This is a genomic window from Staphylococcus condimenti (assembly GCF_001618885.1).
Taxonomy (GTDB): Bacteria; Bacillota; Bacilli; order Staphylococcales; family Staphylococcaceae; genus Staphylococcus; species Staphylococcus condimenti.
The window spans coordinates 2287698-2310456 of record NZ_CP015114.1 but is presented as its reverse complement, the minus strand read 5'-3'; the positions used below and the strand labels follow the sequence as shown (position 1 = coordinate 2310456).

General features: G+C 33.6%; 22 protein-coding genes. 7 read left to right on the top strand and 15 right to left on the bottom strand.

Annotated elements, in window-relative coordinates:
- Positions 1-25 precede the first annotated feature (25 nt).
- Genes A4G25_RS10930 through A4G25_RS10920 form a run of 3 tightly spaced genes read right to left on the bottom strand, consistent with a single transcriptional unit; the run spans position 26 to position 1727 of the window.
- On the bottom strand, positions 26-643 hold the full coding sequence (locus A4G25_RS10930; RefSeq protein WP_052766736.1) for a DUF805 domain-containing protein: 618 nt from the start codon (positions 641-643) through the stop codon (positions 26-28).
- A gap of 44 nt (positions 644-687) precedes the next feature.
- Complete coding sequence (locus A4G25_RS10925; RefSeq protein ID WP_047131634.1) at positions 688-1173, bottom strand: DUF805 domain-containing protein; 486 nt, start codon at positions 1171-1173, stop codon at positions 688-690.
- Entirely contained in the window at positions 1158-1727 is a 570-nt protein-coding gene (locus A4G25_RS10920) for a DUF805 domain-containing protein (RefSeq protein ID WP_047131488.1), read from the bottom strand. The genes A4G25_RS10925 and A4G25_RS10920 overlap by 16 nt, the downstream gene beginning before the upstream one ends.
- Positions 1728-2029: 302 nt before the next feature.
- Between A4G25_RS10920 and A4G25_RS10915 the strand changes: the two genes are divergently transcribed.
- Entirely contained in the window at positions 2030-2644 is a 615-nt protein-coding gene (locus A4G25_RS10915; protein ID WP_047131489.1) for a DNA-3-methyladenine glycosylase, read from the top strand.
- Between the two features lie 103 nt (positions 2645-2747).
- Here the strand turns inward: A4G25_RS10915 and nrdG are convergent, their stop codons facing one another.
- From nrdG to corA, 5 genes are all read right to left on the bottom strand, one after another.
- The gene (gene nrdG, locus A4G25_RS10910) at positions 2748-3272 is read right to left on the bottom strand and encodes an anaerobic ribonucleoside-triphosphate reductase activating protein (RefSeq protein ID WP_047131490.1); all 525 of its coding nucleotides are present in this window, start codon (positions 3270-3272) and stop codon (positions 2748-2750) included.
- On the bottom strand, positions 3272-5125 hold the full coding sequence (gene nrdD, locus A4G25_RS10905; RefSeq protein WP_047131491.1) for an anaerobic ribonucleoside-triphosphate reductase: 1854 nt from the start codon (positions 5123-5125) through the stop codon (positions 3272-3274). The genes nrdG and nrdD overlap by 1 nt, the downstream gene beginning before the upstream one ends.
- 185 nt (positions 5126-5310) lie before the next feature.
- Positions 5311-5799 carry a hypothetical protein gene (locus A4G25_RS10900; protein WP_047131492.1) on the bottom strand — a complete coding sequence of 163 codons (489 nt, stop codon included), beginning with the start codon at positions 5797-5799 and terminating at the stop codon, positions 5311-5313.
- A 319-nt stretch (positions 5800-6118) separates the two neighbouring features.
- On the bottom strand, positions 6119-7159 hold the full coding sequence (gene fni, locus A4G25_RS10895; RefSeq protein WP_047131635.1) for a type 2 isopentenyl-diphosphate Delta-isomerase: 1041 nt from the start codon (positions 7157-7159) through the stop codon (positions 6119-6121).
- Positions 7160-7257: 98 nt separating this feature from the next.
- Complete coding sequence (gene corA, locus A4G25_RS10890) at positions 7258-8205, bottom strand: magnesium/cobalt transporter CorA (protein ID WP_047131493.1); 948 nt, start codon at positions 8203-8205, stop codon at positions 7258-7260.
- A 109-nt stretch (positions 8206-8314) separates the two neighbouring features.
- On the opposite strand from corA, the gene A4G25_RS10885 reads away from it, so the two are divergent.
- From A4G25_RS10885 to A4G25_RS10875, 3 genes are read left to right on the top strand one after another with little or no spacing between them, the layout of a single operon-like run.
- Positions 8315-8797, top strand: coding sequence for a thioesterase family protein (locus A4G25_RS10885; RefSeq protein ID WP_047131494.1), 483 nt, complete (start codon positions 8315-8317; stop codon positions 8795-8797).
- Positions 8794-9234 (top strand): hypothetical protein, encoded by a 441-nt coding sequence (locus tag A4G25_RS10880; protein ID WP_052766737.1) that lies wholly within the window; start codon positions 8794-8796, stop codon positions 9232-9234. Before A4G25_RS10885 ends, A4G25_RS10880 begins: the two co-directional genes overlap by 4 nt.
- 47 nt (positions 9235-9281) lie before the next feature.
- Positions 9282-9920 (top strand): hypothetical protein, encoded by a 639-nt coding sequence (locus A4G25_RS10875; RefSeq protein WP_047131495.1) that lies wholly within the window; start codon positions 9282-9284, stop codon positions 9918-9920.
- Positions 9921-10072: 152 nt separating this feature from the next.
- Here A4G25_RS10875 and A4G25_RS10870 read toward each other — a convergent pair whose 3' ends face one another.
- Positions 10073-11986, bottom strand: a complete 1914-nt coding sequence (locus A4G25_RS10870; protein ID WP_047131496.1) for a DHA2 family efflux MFS transporter permease subunit — start codon at positions 11984-11986, stop codon at positions 10073-10075.
- 12 nt (positions 11987-11998) lie between these two features.
- Entirely contained in the window at positions 11999-12646 is a 648-nt protein-coding gene (locus A4G25_RS10865; RefSeq protein ID WP_047131497.1) for an HlyD family secretion protein, read from the bottom strand.
- Positions 12647-12773: 127 nt separating this feature from the next.
- On the opposite strand from A4G25_RS10865, the gene A4G25_RS10860 reads away from it, so the two are divergent.
- Together A4G25_RS10860 and A4G25_RS10855 are read left to right on the top strand one after the other, a co-directional pair.
- Positions 12774-13346, top strand: a complete 573-nt coding sequence (locus A4G25_RS10860) for a TetR/AcrR family transcriptional regulator (protein WP_047131498.1) — start codon at positions 12774-12776, stop codon at positions 13344-13346.
- Between the two features lie 131 nt (positions 13347-13477).
- Positions 13478-15979 carry an MMPL family transporter gene (locus tag A4G25_RS10855; protein ID WP_047131499.1) on the top strand — a complete coding sequence of 834 codons (2502 nt, stop codon included), beginning with the start codon at positions 13478-13480 and terminating at the stop codon, positions 15977-15979.
- Positions 15980-16046: 67 nt separating this feature from the next.
- Here the strand turns inward: A4G25_RS10855 and A4G25_RS10850 are convergent, their stop codons facing one another.
- The 3 genes from A4G25_RS10850 to A4G25_RS10840 form a co-directional block, all read right to left on the bottom strand.
- Positions 16047-17267, bottom strand: a complete 1221-nt coding sequence (locus A4G25_RS10850) for a putative multidrug effflux MFS transporter TcaB (protein ID WP_047131500.1) — start codon at positions 17265-17267, stop codon at positions 16047-16049.
- A 189-nt stretch (positions 17268-17456) separates the two neighbouring features.
- Positions 17457-18824: a TcaA second domain-containing protein gene (locus A4G25_RS10845; protein WP_047131501.1), complete on the bottom strand. Its 1368-nt coding sequence runs from the start codon at positions 18822-18824 to the stop codon at positions 17457-17459.
- A 336-nt stretch (positions 18825-19160) separates the two neighbouring features.
- The gene (locus tag A4G25_RS10840) at positions 19161-19622 is read right to left on the bottom strand and encodes a MarR family transcriptional regulator TcaR (RefSeq protein WP_047131502.1); all 462 of its coding nucleotides are present in this window, start codon (positions 19620-19622) and stop codon (positions 19161-19163) included.
- A 400-nt stretch (positions 19623-20022) separates the two neighbouring features.
- Between A4G25_RS10840 and A4G25_RS10835 the strand changes: the two genes are divergently transcribed.
- Complete coding sequence (locus A4G25_RS10835; protein WP_232011948.1) at positions 20023-20772, top strand: YdcF family protein; 750 nt, start codon at positions 20023-20025, stop codon at positions 20770-20772.
- A gap of 89 nt (positions 20773-20861) precedes the next feature.
- Here the strand turns inward: A4G25_RS10835 and A4G25_RS10830 are convergent, their stop codons facing one another.
- Positions 20862-21551 (bottom strand): ABC transporter ATP-binding protein, encoded by a 690-nt coding sequence (locus tag A4G25_RS10830; protein WP_047131503.1) that lies wholly within the window; start codon positions 21549-21551, stop codon positions 20862-20864.
- Entirely contained in the window at positions 21551-22609 is a 1059-nt protein-coding gene (locus A4G25_RS10825) for an ABC transporter permease (protein WP_047131504.1), read from the bottom strand. Before A4G25_RS10825 ends, A4G25_RS10830 begins: the two co-directional genes overlap by 1 nt.
- Between the last annotated feature and the right edge of the window lie 150 nt (positions 22610-22759).

Sequence of the window (22759 nt, the reverse complement as noted above, 5' to 3'; positions counted from 1 at the left end):
ATCTAGAAATCGTCTTTAGAATATCTTATTCGTAATGTGTATGATGACTGCCTGATGTGGTTTCAGAATATGATTTGTGAGAAGTTGGTGTATGGCCTTGCTCGAATTTTTTACCAGCAGGCCCACGTCCATATTTGTTATCTTCAGGCTGACTTGGTAATAAAACCACTATTAAAATATAAATAGTTAATCCTGTAAAAGTAAGCATAAACAACAATGCAAATATCCAAAGCACACTATTATTCTCATTAATATTTGCTGCAACAATAGGTTGAATAAAGTTATAACCCAAAATGACAGCCATATAAATTATCGGTACAATCATCGATCTCCCAGTGTCATGAAAACGTCTGATTAAAAGTGATAAATTAGGTATGAAAAGTACTAAACATATTAATACAAATAAAATCACACATATAATCAATACAAATAATGAGAAAAACATATCAAGTATCAATCCATTCAGCAAAGTAAAAAACATTGCTGCAACGATAATAATTGCAAGTGCACTAAGTGGTACAAATAAAAAAGAGGACCATAACATCCACCACCAGAATTCTGCTCGTCGAGCTCTTCCAGTGAAATTAATATAATTTTTCCAAAAAAGAATAAAAGCTTCTCCAAAACTTACACGTTCTTCCATACTATGTCTTCCTCTCTGTAAAGTACCTCAACTTTATACTGCTGCTATTTTCTAGTTGGTAATGCTGCTACTATCACTATATAAACAAACAAAATAATATTTACTATAACAAATATCAAAAATACTATTGCCAGCACTGTTATGTCATAGAAATCATCTGGAATAAAATTCGCAAAAAACGACAGCCCATTTGATAATACAAAATATATAATGGGGATTGTCATCTTACGTCCTGTGTCATGAAATCGGCGTATTTTCAATGCCAACATTGGAACAAGCGTCACAAGTGCAAATAATACCCATAAAAATATTGCACCTATTAAGAAAAGCGTCCCCATTAATTGGCCTGCACTGCTGCTACTACTGATCAACACAAAACCTATTAACCCCATAATAAGAAATATAAGGTCTATAATAAAGTACCACAATATCCACCACCAGAATTCTTCTCTGGTAGAACGACCTTTAAAGTTAATATAATTTTTCCAAAAGAGAATAAACGCCTTACCAAACCCTACGTGTTTCTCCAATGTGAATCACCTGCTTGTATACGAGCACTTCCGCGCACAGGACCATATTTATTGTCTCTTGGTTCACTTGGTAAAACTGTTATCACTAACATATAAATTGCAAAAGCCATATAACCTAACCAAATTAATACACTTAAAACGATAGACCAAGCTGCTGCATCAGATACATTGATTGCTATAATCGCAACAATATAACCAATTATTGCATAACCTAAGTAAAAGAAATAAAATTTAGCTGATCTTCCAGTATCATGAAAACGACGGAATAATAAAGCGATAGATGGAAGCAACATTGCAAGTCCGATTAACGTGACGATAATTAATAGACCAAAATATAATAACGCACCGATAGCTATAAGGCCATCTGAATCATTTACACCACCTGCAATCATAATACTCATGCCGATAAATAAAATGATTGTAATTGGAAGGAAAATAATAAAACTCCATAAAGTCATAAACCAGTACTCAGGACGTGTTGCACGTCCTTTGAAGTTCACATAATTCTTCCAAAACAATTTAAAAGATTCACCGAACCCCACTCTTTTCTCCAATAACATCTCCTCCTCATAATGTTTCAACAATATCTATTTACTTTCAGTATTATATTTATCTTATAAGACTAGAAAATTTGATTAAATATTAGAAAAGATTATAGTTTGTCGAAAGTATTTATTATAATATTAACATATCATTCCCGTATCCTCGCCTCAATCTTAATATTTTTACAATGTTTACATTTTACTATTACTGGTTTCACAGTACTTTTAATCACATTATTGTTAAAAACTGAGAAAATTGCTTAAAATAAATATTAAGTATAAACGTATATTTGATAAGGGGGACAGAAATAGAAATGGATTTTATCAATCGTACCACACCAGAAATCGCGAAAGATTTATTAGGTGTAAAGTTAACTTTTGATGATGGTGAAAATCAATTTTCCGGCTATATTGTTGAAACAGAAGCTTATTTAGGGAAAATTGATGAAGCCGCACATACTTATAATGGCCGTCAAACACCGCGTGTACAATCAATGTATAAAGATGGCGGTACTATTTATGCACATGTGATGCATACACATCTACTAATTAATCTCGTTACACAACCTGCTGGAACTGCTGAAGGTGTACTTATTCGTGCACTGGAGCCAGAGTTAATTACTGATCAAATGATAGAAAATAGAAATGGCAAAGAAGGTATCGATTTAACGAACGGACCTGGTAAATGGACACGTGCCTTTAATATGTCGATGGCATTAGATGGTCTTCGCTTAAATGAAGGGCCGCTCTCAATTGATACAAAAGCACGCAGATATCCTGGTTCGATTCTTGAAAGCCCGCGCATAGGCGTTCCCAATAAAGGTGAATGGACGCATAAACCGCTTCGTTTCACTGTTGAAGGCAATCCCTATGTTTCTCGAATGCGCAAATCAGATATGCGTGCTGCGGAAGATACTTGGAAAAACTAACACTAAACTGACACGTTCAATATTTATAAAACAAAAAATCCTCGAGAGTTAGATCTTAAACCTAACAATCGAGGATTATTTTTTTATTCAACTTTTTCGTTTATTAATACTCTTTAACTAAACATGCTGCTAATGAAGATTGCACATCTATAACTCTTTGGTTCAAAGAGCCTTTGTATGGTAATCCAGGTTGATAAAGTTTTTGTACAAAAGGACCATCTATTAGTACATCAATCTGTTCTAATACTGCCCTTCTTTGTCCTGAATCATGCATTAACGTCTCAAAAAGAAATCCTGACCATACCCAAATTGATTTTTGTGTCTTAAATTTTTTACGGAAAGCTTTTATGATACATTCTACTGTATCTAAATTGCAAAAAGGTTCTCCGCCTAAGATGCTTAATCCTGCAATGTAATCAGGAGTACACGCTTCAATTATCATTTCTAAGGTCTCATCATCAAATACTTGGCCATACGTAAAATTCTGTGATGCCTTATTATAACAGCCTATACAATTAAAAGGACAACCGGAAACGTATACACTGCAACGTACACCTTCTCCATCTACAAAACTTTCTCTTTCTATTTTAGCAATATGTCTCTGCCCTTTTTGCAGTTGCTCAAACATTAAGATGACCCTTTCTCTTTCATATGTTTGACACGTGCAGTGATTTCTTTTTGACGTCCTTCAATTGTAGGTCTTTGGACAGGGTTGCCAAGATAACCGCATGTACGTTTTACTACATCCACTGTTTCAGGATTATGATTACCGCAATGCGGACAAGTATAACCTTTAGCAGTGGTATCAAATTCTCCTTCAAAACCACATTCATAACATTTGTCTATCGGCGTATTGGTACCGAGATAGCTAACTTTATCATATGCATAATCCCATACTGCTTCTAACGCTTTCGTGTTATGTGTCAGCTTAGGATATTCGCAATAATGAATATATCCGCCGCTTGCCAAGTAAGGATAGTCTTTTTCAAAATCGAGTTTTTCAAATGGAGACACTGCTTTACGCACATCATAATGAAAAGAGTTTTGATAATATCCCTTATCTGTAATATTAGGAATCAAGCCAAAACGTTCTCGATCCAAACGACAAAAGCGATCAGTTAATGACTCACTAGGTGTGCTGTATAAACTAAAGAAAATATCGTATTGCTTGGTCCATTGATATTGAAAATCTTTCATACGATGTAAAATATCCAACGTGAATGTTTTCGCTTCTGGATTTGTTTCCCAATCAGGACCATAAAATACTGTTGCTGCTTCATACAAGCCAATGTAACCAATTGAAATAGTGGCACGTTGATGTTTAAATAATGACATCACTTCATCATGTTCGCTTAATCTCTTATGGAAAGCTCCGCTCTTATATAATATCGGTGCATTGTTAGGCGTTGCTTCTTGCAAGCGTTTGATACGGTAACTTAATGCGTCATGAATCAATAACATACGTTCATCTAGTAGTCTCCAAAACTCTGCTAAGTTTCCTTCCGTCTCTATCGCAATACGTGGAATATTAAGCGTGACTACTCCTAGATTCATACGTCCGCTATTTTCATTTTCACCTTTTTCATTTTTCCATGCAGGTAAAAATGAACGACAACCCATCGGTGCTTTAAAATCCCCTAATATTTCCACAGTTTTATCATAATTTAAAACATCGGGATACATACGTTTAGTTGAACATTCTAAGGCTAGTTGTTTTATATCATAATTGGGATCAGATGGTGAAAAGTTAGTTCCTTTTTTAATTGAAAATACCAGTTTTGGAAAAATGGCTGTAACATGGTGACGCCCTAATCCCTGGATACGTGTATTCAAAATTGCTTTTTGTATCATTCGGCTATACGTATCTGTTCCTAATCCAAATCCTAATGTGACAAAAGGTGTTTGGCCATTTGAAGTATATAGTGTATTGATTTCATATTCTAAACTTTGCATTGCATCTTTAATATCTTTTTCTGTTTGTATACGTACATATGTATCAAGTTGTTCTTTATATACAAACTGTTCACCGATTTTACGATGTTTTGCAGCATTCATTGCAGCGTATTGACTCAACACTTCATCAATACGGTCTACTGTACAACCGCCATATTGGCTACTTGATACATTCGCAATTATTTGAACAATTTGCGCAGTTGCGGTTTGAATAGATTTTGGAGAATCTACTTGGGCATTACCGATATCAAATCCATTTTTCAGCATTCCTTCAATATCGATCAAACAACAATTCGTTAAAGGTTGAAATGGATGGTAATCTAAGTCATGAAAGTGAATATCTCCTGATTGGTGTGCAGCTGCAACATGTTTAGGTAACAAGCATTCAAGTGCGTATGATTTTGATACTACACCAGCTGTTAAATCACGCATGGTTGTAAAAGTTTCACTGTCTTTATTAGCATTTTCATTTATCACTGTCGGATCTTTATTGATTAAATTACTTAAACTTTGTTCTAATTCAAGCATAAAAATACCCCTTCCTTTACTATATATTGTGTTCCGGTTATTAAATTACCACAATATATAGTAATTGGAAGCGGTATTGCAAGTTTTTAACAGATATGTCATAGCTTTTTGTCTGTATGTTGAATTTAATGTTATATGCAATGCAGTTTAATTTCTTACATTCCAGTACGCCATTAGATGCCAATTTAAATTGAATAATTTAAAGGTCTTTCTTCAGCTTGATGATATGCATTCAACTTTTGATTTTTAAATTCAATCAAATTGCAATCCGGAAATTGCGCTTGTGTACGATTAAGTAAGCAACCCAAATATAAGTAATTATCTTTACTGTTCACATATGAGGTAATGTCATAAACATAAGTGGTCTGTGCATTGCTGATTTCCATTCTTATATCATGATTTAATTCAACTAAAACTGTAGTATTTTGTTTTGAATTAATCGTTAAATAATAGCCATGATGCGGATTGTAATTTTTAATATTAAAATACTGTTCTACGATTTCTACTTTTGTATTAAAATTTCTGAGTGCTGGACGTTCCCATTGAGAGAGATGCTCCACATGATTATAAGAATGTTCAAAGTCAAAATCTTCTAATTGAGCTTTATATGATTGTTTAATTGTGTTCATGCATTGCTGAACTGGATTAATTGTTATAGCATAATTATTCTTCACTTGATATCACTCCAGTAAGTACTATTATTTTCTAATAAAAATTTAGCATGAAATTTAAAACAGTCACATGGCATTTAGTTTCCAATTACAGATGATTTGTTTCCAATTTATATTTTATGAATATTTACCGTCACTATTTATACATATTTCAGTTAATTTTCTCTTTTACGTAATTGAAATAAGCAACTAATTGAATTATAATGTATGTAAGCGTTACCAAGATTGTGATCTCCTTCGCAGTCTTTATAATGCAATTACCAAAACCAAAATTGCTACAAAAAGAAGCCGTTCAATCTTCTACCAATTGAACGGCTTCTTTTTAATTATCTAAACTACGCTGCTCTACCCATGATTTCAAGGACGAATCTAAAACAACTTTAGTTTGCTTTAAGTCTTCGATATTTTGTGCATTGAGCATTACTGCAATTTTCTTCATTTGTTCAATAAATTCTTCGACAAATTCTACCGTTTGTGTAATACCATTATTTTCTACTTGTTCTAAAAACGGACGTGACATCCCAACCGCTTCAGCGCCAAGAGCAAGACATTTAATCGCATCAAGCGGATTTCTCACACCACCGCTTGCAAATACTGTAACTTGGTTTTGCAAGTTTTTGCTTTCTAGTAATGATTCTACAGTAGATTGTCCCCAATTTTGAAGATAAGACATATCCTTAAGTTGACGTCTTTCATTTTCGATATTTACAAAATTGGTACCGCCGCGTCCGCTAACATCGACATAACGAACACCTATTTCTTTTAAATCTTGAATTAATTCACGACTCATACCAAAACCGACTTCTTTTACGATGACCGGCACATCTACAGTTTGGACAATTTCACTTAAATTTTCCATCCAGTTTGAGAAAGTACGGTTACCTTCTGGCATCACGAGTTCTTGTGGTGAATTCACATGTACTTGTAATGCATTCGCTTGCAACATTTCCACGGATTGTTTTGCAAGATCTGCTGGTACATCTGCACCTACATTACTGAATATGATACCTTCAGGGTTGGTTTTTCGAACAATATCAAATGAACTTGCCATTTTATGATTACGCAGCGCAGCATGTGTAGAACCCACAGCAATTGCTAACCCTGTTTCACGGGCTACTACAGCTAATTTTTCATTGATTTGTTTTGTCCATTCACTGCCACCTGTCATAGCATTGATATAAAGCGGAGAAGACATTGAAAAATCCGGAAGATTTACAGATAAATCAACTTGATCAACATCTATACTTGGAATGGAATGATGCACAAATCTGACTTTATCAAAATCAGTCAGCTGCGGATCATTTTGCGCCATTGCAATTTTTACATGATCATCTTTTCGTTGTTCTCTTTTTGAATCGCTCATCGCATTTCCTACTTTCTGTTCTCTTAAACTTATATTATTGTAAGTGTACCAATCTAAGCTTGCTTCTGCTACCCCTTTGCTATAATCAACATTAAAAATCAAAACATATTTTTACGTTTAAAATACCAAATACACGCCAATGAAATTAACACCATAAGTCCTAGTGTTGCATAGTAACCATAATGCCATTTTAATTCAGGCATATTTTCGAAGTTCATTCCGTAAATTCCAGCAATCAACGTAAGCGGTAAGAAAATCATCGAAACAATCGTTAAAATCTGCATCACGCGGTTCATTCTAAAGGAAGTATAAGATTCAAAGTTATCTCTGATTTCTCTCGTAATATCACGAGCTGTCTGCAACATACTTTCTTCTTTATCAATATGATCTGTAATGTGTTGTATATACATTTTATGACGTTTATCTTGTACTAACTGGCTTTCATTTTGCAGTGTATCAATAAGGTCTTTCATCGGCATAATCACACGATTTAATTTAATAATATCTGAACGTAAATCAAAAATATTGTCCATCATATATTTATTAGTACGGTCAGTTCCATGTTCGTCTTCAAAAGTAAATACTTTGTCTGAAATGTTTTCGATATAGTAAAAATAATTATCTACAATATGGTCTAGCATATACAACACAATGTCTTCACAATCTAAATCTTTATCAAAATTATCTTTAACTTGCTTATAAACCTCGTTCACTTCTCTAATAACATTATGATGATACGTGATAAGTATATTGTTTATAATAAAAATATTCAGTACTTCAATTTCATAATCTCTTGGTGCAATTGTATGAAATACAATATTCTGGTAATTGTCATATGCTTTATATTTTGCTCTGGGATTCGCATGAATCGTATCATCCATTTCTAACGGATTAAAATCAAAGCGATTAAGTAATTCATCACTTTCTTTTTCTGTGGGTTCATTTAAATCATACCAAATGATAGTTGCTTCTGACGGTATCTCTTTTGCATTTTTTACAGATGTTAAAGGCTTTTCTTTTGTTTGGTAATATATCGAGACGCTCATTTCTTTCCCCTTTCACTTAAGGTCAATCAGTATAGTTTCTTTTATGTGTAGCATAATGGTATTTTTAGTAAAATAGAAGTAATTCTGATTTCAAAAAGGAGAATGCGTAATGCCGGAATGTTTTACTATCAAAGGCCATGTTGATGATTCAATGATAGACCACAATCAACATATGCATGATGCTGATTTTAATAAAGTTTTCAGCGAAGCTTCAAATGCTTTTAATTACTCTCATGGCCTATCATTAGAAGACCGAGAGCGTTTGAATTACACTATTTTCACCTTAGAAGAACATACCACTTTTTTATCGCAACTAAAATTAAACGATGCGTATTTCATTCGTATTTACCTCTATAACTACGATTATAAACGTGTCCACTTCTTTTTAATGATGTACGATGAAAATGAAAATCTAGTAGCCACAAATGAGTTAATGATGATGGGAATAGATAAAAATACAGAGAAGTCTGCGCCATTTCCTGAACAATATCTAACTCAGATAAAGGATTATTACAAAGAGCAACCTGATATTAAATGGCCAAAGCAATTAGGTCATCTTATCGACATTCCTGATAAAGGAGGGAAATCATGACACAATTATTTCAAGATGAAATTAGAATAACTTTGTATGATTTATCAGACGAAGTAAAGATGGAACTCAGCGAATTGAATCAATCTGATGAAAATATTACACGTGGACCTGATCACAAATTGTTCGAACGCGGTATTTTATTAGGCTATTTACAAGGAAGACGCCAAATGATTCATGCAATCGAAGAGTTATTGAATCAAAGCGTAAGTGATGAAGTATTCAAAAGCGAATTAGCCGATATTGCATCACAAATTGAATCTGATCTTACATCTGAGCAAGATACTCAATATAGTCTTAATAACGAATTGATTTGGACTCCAGAAAAAATTTATCAATCTGCTCTAGCACTTTCGCATAATTATGAATTACAAGGAAAACGCTATATTGTTAAAAGTATTGGTGCTAAAATAAAAGAGATACATTTAGAAGGCGAGTAAAAAACAACAAATGTTTTACACAAGGAAAGGAGTTGTTTATTTTAAGTATGAACTCTCAACGATCACATCGCCAGTTTCAAGACATGCTTGAGCAGCAACCGTTGCACCGCGGTCATAAGTATTCTGCTAAAAGAAAACGTTCGTGGGTAAGCCTGATTATCCACATTATAGTACTTATCTTGCTTACAATTTCAATGTACAGCATGTGGAAAGAACCTATTTTCAATTTGGTTTTGGTCAATGAACCGATTCATTTCTCACAAATTTTGAATTTCCAAGAAACATTGAGAAATATCTCAACCCAAAATATCGATTTAACACAAATCAATCAACTTCAAGACAACATTGATAAATTGAAATTGTCTTTTTATATTTTCTTTTTTGCGGGCGCTCTGAGTGCGATATTAACCATCTTAACTTTAATTTTTAATCGTACAGTGATTAAAATTGTAAATATGGTTATTATCGCAATTATGTTTGTCATTCCTTTTAGTTTATCTAATATTATAAATGAGACTGCCAAACGTGTTGCGGATACACTTAGTCAATATTTCTTAAGTTTCAAACCTGAGCAGATTTTAACTACTGCTGATGCACTTAATAATGCCGTCACTTTATTAGCATGTTGTTTCGGTTTATTATTCATTAGCCTATTCTTTAGAAATCGTCGTATCAGAATTAAATAATAATTATTTGATAAAGCAGTGAAGCAATTCTAGTTGATAGATTGTTTCACTGCTTTTTATTATTGATAATAGGAATTTTTAGTACCTTTTTTGAATAAAAAAACGACAGTGCCGCTACAACACTGTCGTTTACCCCATAATATTTAATTAACTTATTCGCTATGTTCTTTTGCGTATTTAGCAGCTTTCTTTTTACTTTGAATAAAGAAGCTCATAATTAACGCGATAAGACTAAAGATAGTTGCAATCCAGAATGCGTCATTAACGCCTTCAACTGTCGCAAGTTTTTTGAAATATCCCATCAATACTTGCATTGCACCATCTTGTCCGCCGAACTTCATAGCTAATTCTTTCATTTGATCTTTAATTGCTGGATTTGTTTTATCTAAATCCTGTGCGAAAGTGTTCATATGTTGCGTAGTTTGGTTAGTCATCACTGTAACTAAAATTGCAGTACCGATGGAACCTGCTAATTGACGCAACGTGTTCACAAGGGCATTACCATGTGAAATTAATCTTGCTGGTAAAGCATTCATACCTGCTGTCATAATCGGCATCATAATGAACGCCATACCAAATGAACGTAATACATAAATACCCATTATTGATAGATATGGTGTATCCATGGTTAATTTAGTTAACTCCCAAGTTGCGTATGTCATAATTGCAATACCGAAAATAGCCAACGGTTTAATTCCAATCATGTCATAAAGTTTACCTGCAACTGGTCCTAACAGACCCATTACTAAAGCACCTGGTAAGAGAAGCAATCCTGAATCAATTGCTGTAAAGCCACGTAAATCTTGTAAATAGATCGGTAATAATAACATACCGCCATATAAACTCATCATAACAACAACGTTGATTAGTGTTGTTAATGTGAATGTTGGGAATTTCAATACTTCGAAATTCAACATAGGCATTTTCATTCTTGTTTCTCTGATTACGAAAAGAACAATGAAAATAGCGCCTAGAATGAATGAAATTACGACTGTTTTAGAACCCCATCCATCATTACCTGCTTCACTGAACCCGTAAAGTAATGAACCGAATCCAATAGTACTGAAAATAATGCCTGGAATATCTGCTTTTGGATTTTGTGTACGTTGGTACAATCTGAACCAGATAAAGCCTACTAATACAGCTACTAATCCAATGAAGAACATACCATAGAACATTACATTCCAATGATAATTTTGAACGATATAACCAGATAATGTTGGTCCAATTGCTGGTGCTAAGATCATTGCTACACCCATAATACCCATTGCAGAACCACGTTTTTCTGGTGGGAAAATTGTCATAATAACATTAGAACCTAAAGGCATTAAGATACCAGCACCTGCTGCTTGTAATACACGGCCTGTCATCATAATCGTAAAGTTTGGCGACAAAGCACAAACTAAAGAACCGACTGTGAAAATAACAAGCGAGAATAAATACAATCTTCTATATGAGTATCTTTCAAATAAAAACGCACTGACTGGTATGAAAATACCATTGACCAGCATAAATCCTGTCATCAACCATTGGCCAGTTGATGCAGAGATATTAAAGTCGTTATTGATTTTAGGCAATGCCACGTTTAAAAGTGTTTGGTTCAAGATCGCAATGAACATACCAAATAACATGGCCCCTAAAATTACATTTCGTGATACACCGTTACCAAAACGGAACATAGGTTGTTGATTATCACTTGTTTCATGCGCTTCTTCTTGGTTATCTGTATTTTCCTCTTCTTTTCTTTCATTTGAATCCTCAGGTTTTTCTGAGTCTGTTTCTTGATTATCAGAATCATTTCCTGATAAAGGTTTTAAGTTTTCGACTGATTCAGTATGATGTTGCTCATCACCTTGTTGCCCAGTCATTTTTTCTTCACTTGAGCGTGATGGTTGTTTGTCTAAGTCGCTCGCTTTAAATTTAGATGTTTGTTTTCTATTATAACGTGCTTGACGTTGTTCCAGTTTTCGCGAAGCTTGTTTCTTATTACGTTTGCGAATAAACACATTTACGAACGCAATAAGAACCAATGCGACAACAATATATATAACTAAGGCAAGTGTCATTTAATGACCTCCTTAATTCTTATGAATACTTACTTCAGCATTCATGCCTGGAACAACGGAATTAGAAGGTGCAGAGTCTAAAGAAATTTTAACAGGAACAACTTGAGAAACTTTAGTATAGTTACCGTCACTGTTTGATGAAGGCATTAGTGAGAAGCTAGCAGCTGTTGCTTTACCTACTTCATCTACTTTACCTTTAACTTTAGAATTTTGTCCGTCAATTTTAACGTCTACATCATTACCTTTTTCAACATCAGAAATATCTTTTTCGTCAACGTTTGCTGTGATGTATAAGTCATCTAAATTATAAGCGTATGCGATTGGTGAACCTGTTTGTACCATGTCACCTTCTATACCGTCAGTTTTAACGATAGTACCTTTTTGAGGCATTTCAATATCCATTTTTTGCGGTGAACCATCTTCACCTTTGCCAGTTACTTCAGCAAGTTTATCGCCTTTGCTGTAATCTTTATTTTCTTTAGCATCAAATGAGTCTAATTTACCAGAAATAGGGCTGGCAATTTTCATTTGTTCTCCATCCACTTTTGCGTTATCTGTTTTAATATATCCTGTTGCTTGGTTATAGTAGTAGAATCCTCCGATTCCGATAAGTACCAAAACAATAATTGTAATGATATTAACCAATATTATCTTCTTCATTTTCTTTCCTCCTATTTGCTATTTAAAGTCACTTTATCTATTATAAATAGGTGTAACTAAAAAAAATACCAACATTTTATAGAAATGTGTCGGACTGTTTTATCTCATTTAGTAGAGGTGCCTTATAATGAAGAAAAACGCAAAACGTAAAATATTTGTGAGTACTATTGATTTAATGGAAGAATATTCAATTGATGAAATTACTATCAAAATGATATGTGCATATAGTGGTATTAATCGTTCTACTTTTTATGCTCATTTCACAGATAAATATGATTTATTCGAACAAATTCAAGAATATCATAAAGCAAGATATATCAAACTTACTACTACCTTATATCAAAATTTTGGTAAAGTTAGATACAATAAACAAAAACTATTACAATTTTTCCGTATTCAATTTAAGTATATCTACCGCTATCAACGTTTTTTTCATGCTGTGTTTATCAGTCATCCTCAAAAAGACTTTGTGATAGAAATGGTCCACCTTACATACGATTCTTATGAAAAAGTAATGGATGAATACACTGATATGGAACATCATATGTATTTCGTACAGTATTTAATCGGCGGACAGCTGGGTGTGGTATTTTCATGGTTGAAACGAAGATGTAAAGAATCCCCAGAAGAAATGTCACGAATTATGTTGAGAAATACAATTAAAATGAGAGAGTTAGAAGAAACTGACCTGCCCAATTGAAATGATATAGGGTGGGCTTTTCTTTACAATAAATTCTCTATCAACTATCATTTAAATGTATTACTTTTGTTAGTTGCTTTAGGTCAACTAATTTGAATTCAATGCACATTTCAACTAAAGGGAGGTTGCTTATGAAGACCATATTGAAGTTCAGATGGGTAATTTCAATTATTGTGGTTATCGCAATTGCATGTTCTATTATTTTCGCTCCAAATTTAGCACAACTAGCTAATGATAAAGGGAGCATTGCCCCACCTAAAGACACTACATCCCAACAATACGATCAAAAATTGAAAGATGTTGGTGCTAGTTATAAAAGCATCAGTGCTGTGGTGCAACTGGATGATAAATTGGATGCATCCAGCAAAAAAGATTTAAAAGATTATATCAAAAAGGTCGAAGATGTTAAACACGTTAAAACTGTCATTGACCCGTTTGAAAACAAAGATGTTGAAGATAAGTTAGTATCTAAGGATAAAAAATCTGTGATGATTCCAATTGAAACAACGGATGATAAAAATAAAACTTTAGACGCAGTAAAAGATATTAATAAAATTGAACATCATGATTTTAAAGGTGCCTACGTCACAGGTAATGAAGTTATTAATGATGATATTAATAAAAGCGTAAACGAAGGCTTAAAAACAACTGAAATTATTACAGTTATTTTAATTTTAGTCATTCTATTTTTAGTGTTCCGTTCAATAGTAACACCTTTCGTACCACTTCTACTTGTTGGTTTAGCTTATGCTTTTTCACAAGGTGTATTAGCATTCTTAGTAAAATACATTGATTTCCCTATTTCTATTTATATCCAGCCATTCTTAATTGCATTGCTTTTCGGTATCGGAACCGATTATTGTATTCTTTTATTAAATAGGTATAAAGAGGAATTAGGTAAAGACCAAAGTAATTTCGATGCAGTATTAAATACATTTAAACATGGCGGTCGTACTATATTGATTTGTGCGATTACAGTACTTGTTGGTTTCGCGGCATTGTTCTTTGTAGAATTCAGCTTGTTCCGCTCTGCTATGGGTATCGCAATAGGTGTCTTGTGCTTAATGATTATTCTCTTCACATTGTTACCGACACTATTGCTCTTACTAGGCGGTAAAGTATTCTGGCCAAGTAAGAAAGCGGCTGACCATAAAGATAATAAATTATGGGGTGCATTAGGCAAATTCACTAATAAGCGTTCTTTCTTAGCATTAGTCATTGTGTTAATTATTATGGTACCGATTATCGTTTTCGCACCTAACACGATTACGTATGACAACACGAATGAAATCGGCGATGAATATGATTCTATTAAAGCTATCAATATCATTAAAGACGATTTCAATATGGGTCAAGCATTCCCTGTAAATATCGCTATTAAAGACGATAAAAAATTAAACAATGCTAAAGGTGTTAATGATTTAGAATCACTTTCTCAATCTATTGAAAAAGTAAAAGGTGTTGAAAGTGTAAGTACCATAACAAGACCTACTGGCAAACCTATTAAACAATTATCAGCTACTGATCAATTGAATCAAATCCAAAGTAAATTGACAGATGCTAATAATGGTCTTAGTCAGGTCAATGATGGACTCGGCCAAATGGATTCACAAGTTAAACCTTACACTGACCCAAGTCGTGTTCAACAAACGATGCAACAAGCTAATCAATCACCGCAACAAGCCGGACAACAAGTAACGCAACAAGCCGGTGAAATGTCTAAAGGCTTAGAACAGTCTCAACAAGGTATTTCTAAAGTTCAAAATGGACAATCACAAATTCAAGAACGTCTTAAAGACATGTCTGAGGATAAAGGTATGAATAAGTCAGGCATGTACGTTACAGATGATATGTTGAAAGATAAGAAATTAAAACAATCTGTCGATCAATATAGTAAAGGTGACGGTAAAGTTCTGTTATTGAATGTCGAATTAAAAGATGATCCGTTCTCTAAAGATTCAATGAACACAGTTGAACGTATTCATAACACTGTGGATAATCAAGTTAAAGGAACAACATTCGAACATAGTGATATCGAATACGGCGGTACATCTTCTTCTAACAACGACTTGCAAAAAACAATTGATAGTGACATGAATAAAGCCATTGCACTTATTACAGTATTCTTGTTCATTGTGTTATTAATCTTTGAACGTTCAATTATTATGCCGTTGTATATGATTGCTTCTATTTTAATCACTTACTATGCATCTATCGGTGTCGCTAATTTAATCTTTAACGATATGCTTGGCATGGGAGGATTACTATTAGTCGTTCCATTCTTCAGTTTCGTTGTATTAATGGCACTCGGCATTGATTATGCAATATTCCTGGTCAATCGTTTCAGCGAAGAAGTAGACGATGGCAAATCGATTACTGAAGCGTTGCTGACTGCAATGCGTAAGATGGGTACGGTTATTATGACAGCATGTGTCATCTTAATCGGTACAGTCGCTGCACTATACACTTCTGGTGCTATGACATTAATGGAAATTGCAACAGTTATAATCTTAGGTTTAATTATCTATAATATCTTCATGTTGCCACTCTTCATTCCAGCATTAATTAAATCATTCGGTCCTGGAAATTGGTGGCCATTTAAAACACATGTTAAAAACCATAAAGACTCTTAAGACAAAACAAAAAAGGAGCGTTATAGCGGATTGAATGCCGCTATAGCGCTCTTTTCTTTTGTTCCATTTACTTTCCAGCTATTTCATTTCCTGCAAAGGCTTTTGCAATCATAAGGTGGAGTATGATTAAAACTATTGAAGCAATACTTATAATTATGAGGTATGGAATATAACTGTTTTCGCCCATTAAACCAACTAATGGTGTACTGATTCCGCCTATCAAAGTTTGTACCAAACCTAACAAACTCGATGCACTTCCGCTGCCTCCTGTACGTTCATCCATTGCCACTGAAAAAGAGACAGTTGCAATACCTGTTACAGGGCCCACTAATGCTAAAAATGAAATAAATAATGCCCATATTGGTAAATGTAAGATTAATACAGTACTAATCATTATGACGCCTATAATTTGCACTACAGTATACCCTCTCATAATCGTTAAAGGCTCAAAATAGTCCACAAGTTTACCTGCTAACTGTGACGAAATAATCAAACCAATCCCAATTGTCGCAAACATCCAACTAAAAGCTTGCGGTGAAAGCGAATAGATACGTTGTGTAATAAAAGGAGAAGCTGATATGTAACTGAATAGAATTACAAAGGTCATACCTTGCAATAACATCGGCAACACAAATTTAGGCTTCTGTAATAGAGATTTAAATTGTTTCAAAATAGACATGATATCTGCCGGTTCACGCGCTTCCTTACTTAACGATTCAGGGATACGCAGTCCAGAACTTATAACCATGAAAACACCGAAAAGTGTCAATATGATAAATACCATATGCCAATTTGAAAATATTAAAATAATACCACCTAGCGTAGGTGCAATAACAGGAGCAACTCCATTGACCAACATTAATACTGCTAAAAATTTAGTCAATTCTTTTCCACTGTACATGTCACTAGCAATTGCACGTGAAATGACAGCAGCAGCCCCTGCACATAACCCTTGTACAAGTCTAAGACCAATCATCATCGAGATGTTAACAGAAAATATAATCCCTAAGCTCGCAAGTGTATAGATGATCATCACAACCACCAATGGTTGCTTGCGTCCCATAGCATCCGAAATTGGTCCCATAAATAAGTTGCCAAAAGCGAGTCCGACCATAAATAACGTCAGCGTCAATTGAGCTGCCGAAGTCGTTGTATGAAAATCTGATCTGATTTGAGGCAGTCCCGGTAAGAACATGTCAATCGATAATGCACCAATAGCAGTTAATGCCCCTAATATGATAACCAGAAAAACTGTCGGTTTTTCTTTTACTATATTGGAGTGGCTCACATAATTCCCTTCTTTCTCTTTTGAATCAATATTAGTTTAATCGTATACTTTAATGTTGTTAAAATAAAGAGCAAAAGTACGAATATAATATAAAAAGAACGAAACAGAAATCCCAAACTAGATTCCATAGCTTCGTCCTTATCATTCCATGAATCAAAATATAACTGTAATCGATTTAAAAGCGTTTGTTTATTCTTGATTGCTGACAATTTTCAAATCAGAATCATCGCCATCTTTTTTTGAATCCTTTGCAGTATCTTCTAATTTATATTTAGAAGTAACCCAAATACCTTGGTTATTAATATTTAATACTTCTGCATAGATATCAGATCCATCTTGCGAAACATCTACCACTTGCGGGTTTTGCATCAAAGATTGCGTACCTTGACCAGTTTGAAAAGATTGTTTCATTGATTTGTAATTCTGTGTATCAGGTTTTAAAAAATTAGAAATGCTCGAAAAGTTATTTGCACCTGCAGCTGTGTTCAAGGCTGAAGTATACTTATCGAAAAATTTATTCACTTTATTTTTTAAGCTGTTTTCTTCCTTCTCTTTTTCCTTTACATATTTATCAATTTTATCCTTTTCAAATTTTAATCTTACTGGTGTATTTGCTTTTAATTCATTCGGATATAGTTTCACAGTTTCTGATTTAAATGTCTTACCTTTTACCTTTCCTTCTGCAGACACTTCAATTTCATCTGTCACAGGATAAGGTCCATATAATTTAGTGTTATCATAGCTGAACTGTTTGCCGTTGATTTTTACTTTAGTGTTTTTATTATCTAAGTGCTCTGCACCATCCAGTTCGACATTCAAATTGGCTTCTGGGAAGTTTTCATGAACATCAACAGTTTCACTGTTGCTGCCTTTAAATGAGAATGTTAAATACCCAACAAATTTACCATTGTCGTTTTCTTTTGTAGCCGGAATTTTATAGTTGCCGGGAATAAAATAACCAAACATTGTTGTTTCATTCGGTTCAGCAATCACTTTTCTTTTTTTATCATCTGTTCGAAAGACATAAGTCGTTTTAGCTTTTTTCTTGATAATTGCTTTTTTAGTTTCAGTAGCAAAACCTATATTATCAAAGAAGATATAGCGACGACCATTCATTGTAACTCTCAAAACATTATTGCCATCTGGTGTTTTGATATAACCTGCATCTTTATCTTTTTTATCAATATCATGAACTGTATCATTTAATTCTTGATTAAATTTCTTCAATCCAATTTCATGTTTGATATATTTAATGTAAGTTTCTGCCTCATCACTGCCAACTTTATTGTCACGCGTGCTTAAAATATTGGCGATTCGTTGCGTATCATTATTCTTAACAGCGTTTACAAATATCTTTGCTTGAGCTTCCGGAGAGTTGAAATTTTTCAACAAGAAAAAAAGGATGATAAGGAGAATTACAATAAATGTACCAATGCCCCAAGGAACCATTTTACGTATGTTTTGGTTGATATTCTCTCTCGGTGCCTTGTTTGTATTCCGCTTCTTATTATTCGAATGTTTTGAAGCACTACGCTTGCTATTTTGAGATTGCGCCATAAATACTCACCTCAATTATTCCGATTCTCATATAAATTTATTTCCAGGGAAATATCTGTTTTATTTTCCACTTATGTTAATCAATATTTTATACTTTCTATGTAAGTATTGTCTTAATATAAAAATAATATTCTTTACATTTAACCCGCACAAATTTTACAGGTATTTTACTTAAAAGTAAAATTATTTCTGCAGTTATTTTTGCACTTAAATACTATTATAATGTACCTCGCATCAAAATAATATACCTATTTAGACTTAGAGAGAGGTAGGTATCATGTAAAAAAGCCGATGCATCACTCAAATATGCATCGGCAACCCATTCATTTATTCAGATTATAATTGATTCTTTTTCACGTATTCTTTGATACGTTTGTCTATAATACTCAAGTTTTCAGCTGTATCTTCAATTTGTTTTTCGCTTAAATCTTGTACTAAGTAAACAGCTACTTCACTAATTATTTTTTTTGAGCGTTCAATATATTCGCGCCCTTTCGGCGTTAACTTCACGTATTTCAAACGTTGATCCACACTTGCATTTTGTTTTTCCCATTGAATGAGATCTAAATTAATCAACTTTTTCACACGACGGCTGATTGCAGCTTTATTAACACCTTGCTTTTCTGTAATTTCAGACAAAGTAAGTGATTTGTTGTTATCTAACAATAATACAGCTTGAGATTGTTCCATAGACACATTATATTCATGGCGCAAATCTTCTAGTAGTTTGGCAACCATAGAATTGATATCTTCTAAGAAATGTCCCATAAAGTCGATATGTTGCTCTATATTTTGCATGAATTTTCTCCTTCATTTACTTTAATAAATTTGAAGTGTCGCTAGGTTTTAATCTACGATATTCTTCTTCTGTACATCTAAGCATACCATATTAAAAGAATCTTAAGAAAAAATAGGGTAGAATTAAGTACACGAATTTTTCGAATCGAGGTTAATAAAGTTGATTCTTTCTATGTTACTTAGCTTATTACTCCTATGCTGTTATTTTTATTTATTTTTAAATCAACAGCCTGGATTAAACATTATATCGTTTTTTCTCAGTTTAATCACTGGTTTTGCAATAATTTTTATACATTTAATTACAGATACTTTTCCATATGATATAGCAATTGTTTGTTTAGTTGGTGGATTGCTGCTCTTATTCAAGCACCGTTTGATTTTTGAATGGAAAAGTGCACGGATGTTTCTATTACGTTTGTCAGGTATAGCAGCTGCTTTATTTATATTGGCTTTTGCTTTTTATTTACTCAGCTGGCTTCCAGTTCCATTTTTAAACGGCCTTTTCTTATGGCTATGCTGGATAGCTGTAAGTACATTATTTGCGCTCATCCATTATTTGAGTTGGTCCTCTGCATACAGTATGATTGAATCTACAAAACCAACCAATTTAATCGTTGTTTTAGGCGCTGGGTTATATCGAGAAAAAGTCACACAAATGTTAGCTTGGCGCTTAGATCGGACTGTTGCTTTGTATTTTGCACAAGAGAAGCCTGCTTATATCATCGTAAGCGGAGGCAAAGGTGAAGGAGAACGCGTATCTGAAGCAGAAGCAATGAAGGCCTATCTTATTGAAGAATATATACCAGAAAATCATATTCTAATAGAAGATGAATCACACAGCACATATGAAAATTTGATGAATACGAAACAGATATTACTCGATAAATCATCTTTTCGTTCCGAAAATATGACTATTGTCACAAGCCAATTCCATATTTTACGTGCACTCCGCTTCGCTCAAATATTAAAGCTCAAAGCATTAGGAATTGGCAGCCGTACACCCTATTCTTTTTTTGATACAGCACTGATTCGTGATTTCTTGGCTTTAATGTATTGTTATAAGTTATTACTTACAATTTACTTCGGTTTATTATTTATAGCGAGTATGTTGGAAGCTAACCCTTTTTTGTCAAACTTATTAGGATTTTAATATGAAATATAAAACAAGCGCCCTATAAGCTTCTTACTTTGTAAAGTCTGCTTATAGGGCGCATATCTATTTAGCTTAATATAAACTGCTTAAACAATCTCGCTTTTATCTTCTTTATTTAAAATTTTACCATCAAACAAATCAATAACTCGATCTGCATATTTAAATAATCTTTGATCATGTGTAATCATAATACCTACCATATTTTCATTTGTAATACGATCTCGTATCATCTGAGTCACTTCTACAGCACGATGTGCATCTAAACTTGCTGTCGGTTCATCAGCTAGAATAATTTTAGGTTCATTCATAAAGGCACGCATAATTGCCACACGTTGCTTTTCACCGCCAGACAACATATGCGGATAAGCTTTCAAACGATGTTTCAAACCAATTTGTTCTAACAATTTACGTGCACGTTTGTCCGCTTCTCCTTTACTCATTCCTGCTTCTCTGCCTACAATTGTTAATTGTTCTAATACTGTAAGGTAAGGTACTAAATGAGAAGCTTGGAAAATAAATCCGATTTCAGTCAATCGCATTTCCGCTTTCGATTTATCTTTCGTAAATAACGGTTTTCCATTATACAAAATCTCACCAGAATCTTGATCTTGCAGACCGCCTAATATTGTTAAAAGTGTGGACTTACCAGAACCAGAAGCACCGCTTAAGATGATAAACTCACCTTGTTTCACATCAAAATCGACACCTTTTAATACATCCGTTTTAGCTTCGCCTGTACCAAATGATTTTGTGATATCTTTCACTTCTAATGTCATTAAGCTTCCCCTCCTATTGCTTGTATTGGATTCACTTTGACTAATTTAATAAATGATAATGAAGCACCGACAATAGCAACAACAATGAATACACTAATAACAAGCAGCATATTCGTGATCGTGATATGGAATGGCATTGTAACTGGCATCAATGTCGATAATCCGCTAATAAGCAATACGGAAATAATAACGCTGATCATCGTTACTAATAAGATTTGGAAAACTAATGACCATAAAAGATGACGTGTTCGAATACCGATCGCTTTCAAAATTCCGATTTCTGAGATTTTTTGTATTGTCATAACATAGAAAAATGCGCTGAGTACAATTGCTGTTATGAAGAATAAACTGATAATCATCATATTCAACGGCGCTTGTTCTGCATTATAACTTGGGATATTATCAGTTAAAGTTTTTTCATCGACTACCTTTACACCTGAAATATCATTTAATTTGTTTTGTTCTGCTTTTGTCATATGTTTTACAGGATAGAATGAAGCAGCATGCGGCATTAACTGATCAAATTCTTGATTGGTTGTCATGACTGCTGAACTATGTGCATACATTGTGTCATTCATTACACCTACAATTTTAAAAGCATCGTCATGACCTTTCATTTTGATTTTATCCCCTACTTTTAATCCTTCACCTGTCAATTTTTTATTGATTGCGATTTCATTATCATCTTTTGGATAATGTCCTTCAGTCAATGAAGGCTTAAAATCTTTTACAGGATTGATCAACAAAATATCCAAGTCATTTGTTTTATCTGAAACCATCGTTTGCTGTCCTAGTTTAAATGGTTTCTCGTTAATTACTTTTTCAACTTGATTTTGTTGGTCAGGTTTAATATTAGATTTTTCAATCACAGGTTGTTTGATATCTTGTACTACAAATTTTTCAGCATTCATGTTGTTTAACATGGAAATATTTTCACGGCCAAGTCCTTGAGCAAGTCCGCTTATAAAAAGTACCATGCTAGATAGCAACAAGATAATCAACATAATTAAGATGAATTTAAATTTGTAGAATGTCATTTCTTTCCATGCTAATTTCATCGTCATTTCTCCTTCTTTTTTTATGATATCTATATTGTAGAGCTACTATATGAACTGAATATGAACAATCATGAAAAAATAATGGCGAACATAGCAGAGCTGTTGTTGTGATATCAAAAGAATATGTATAATAAATCTAAATCATATTGT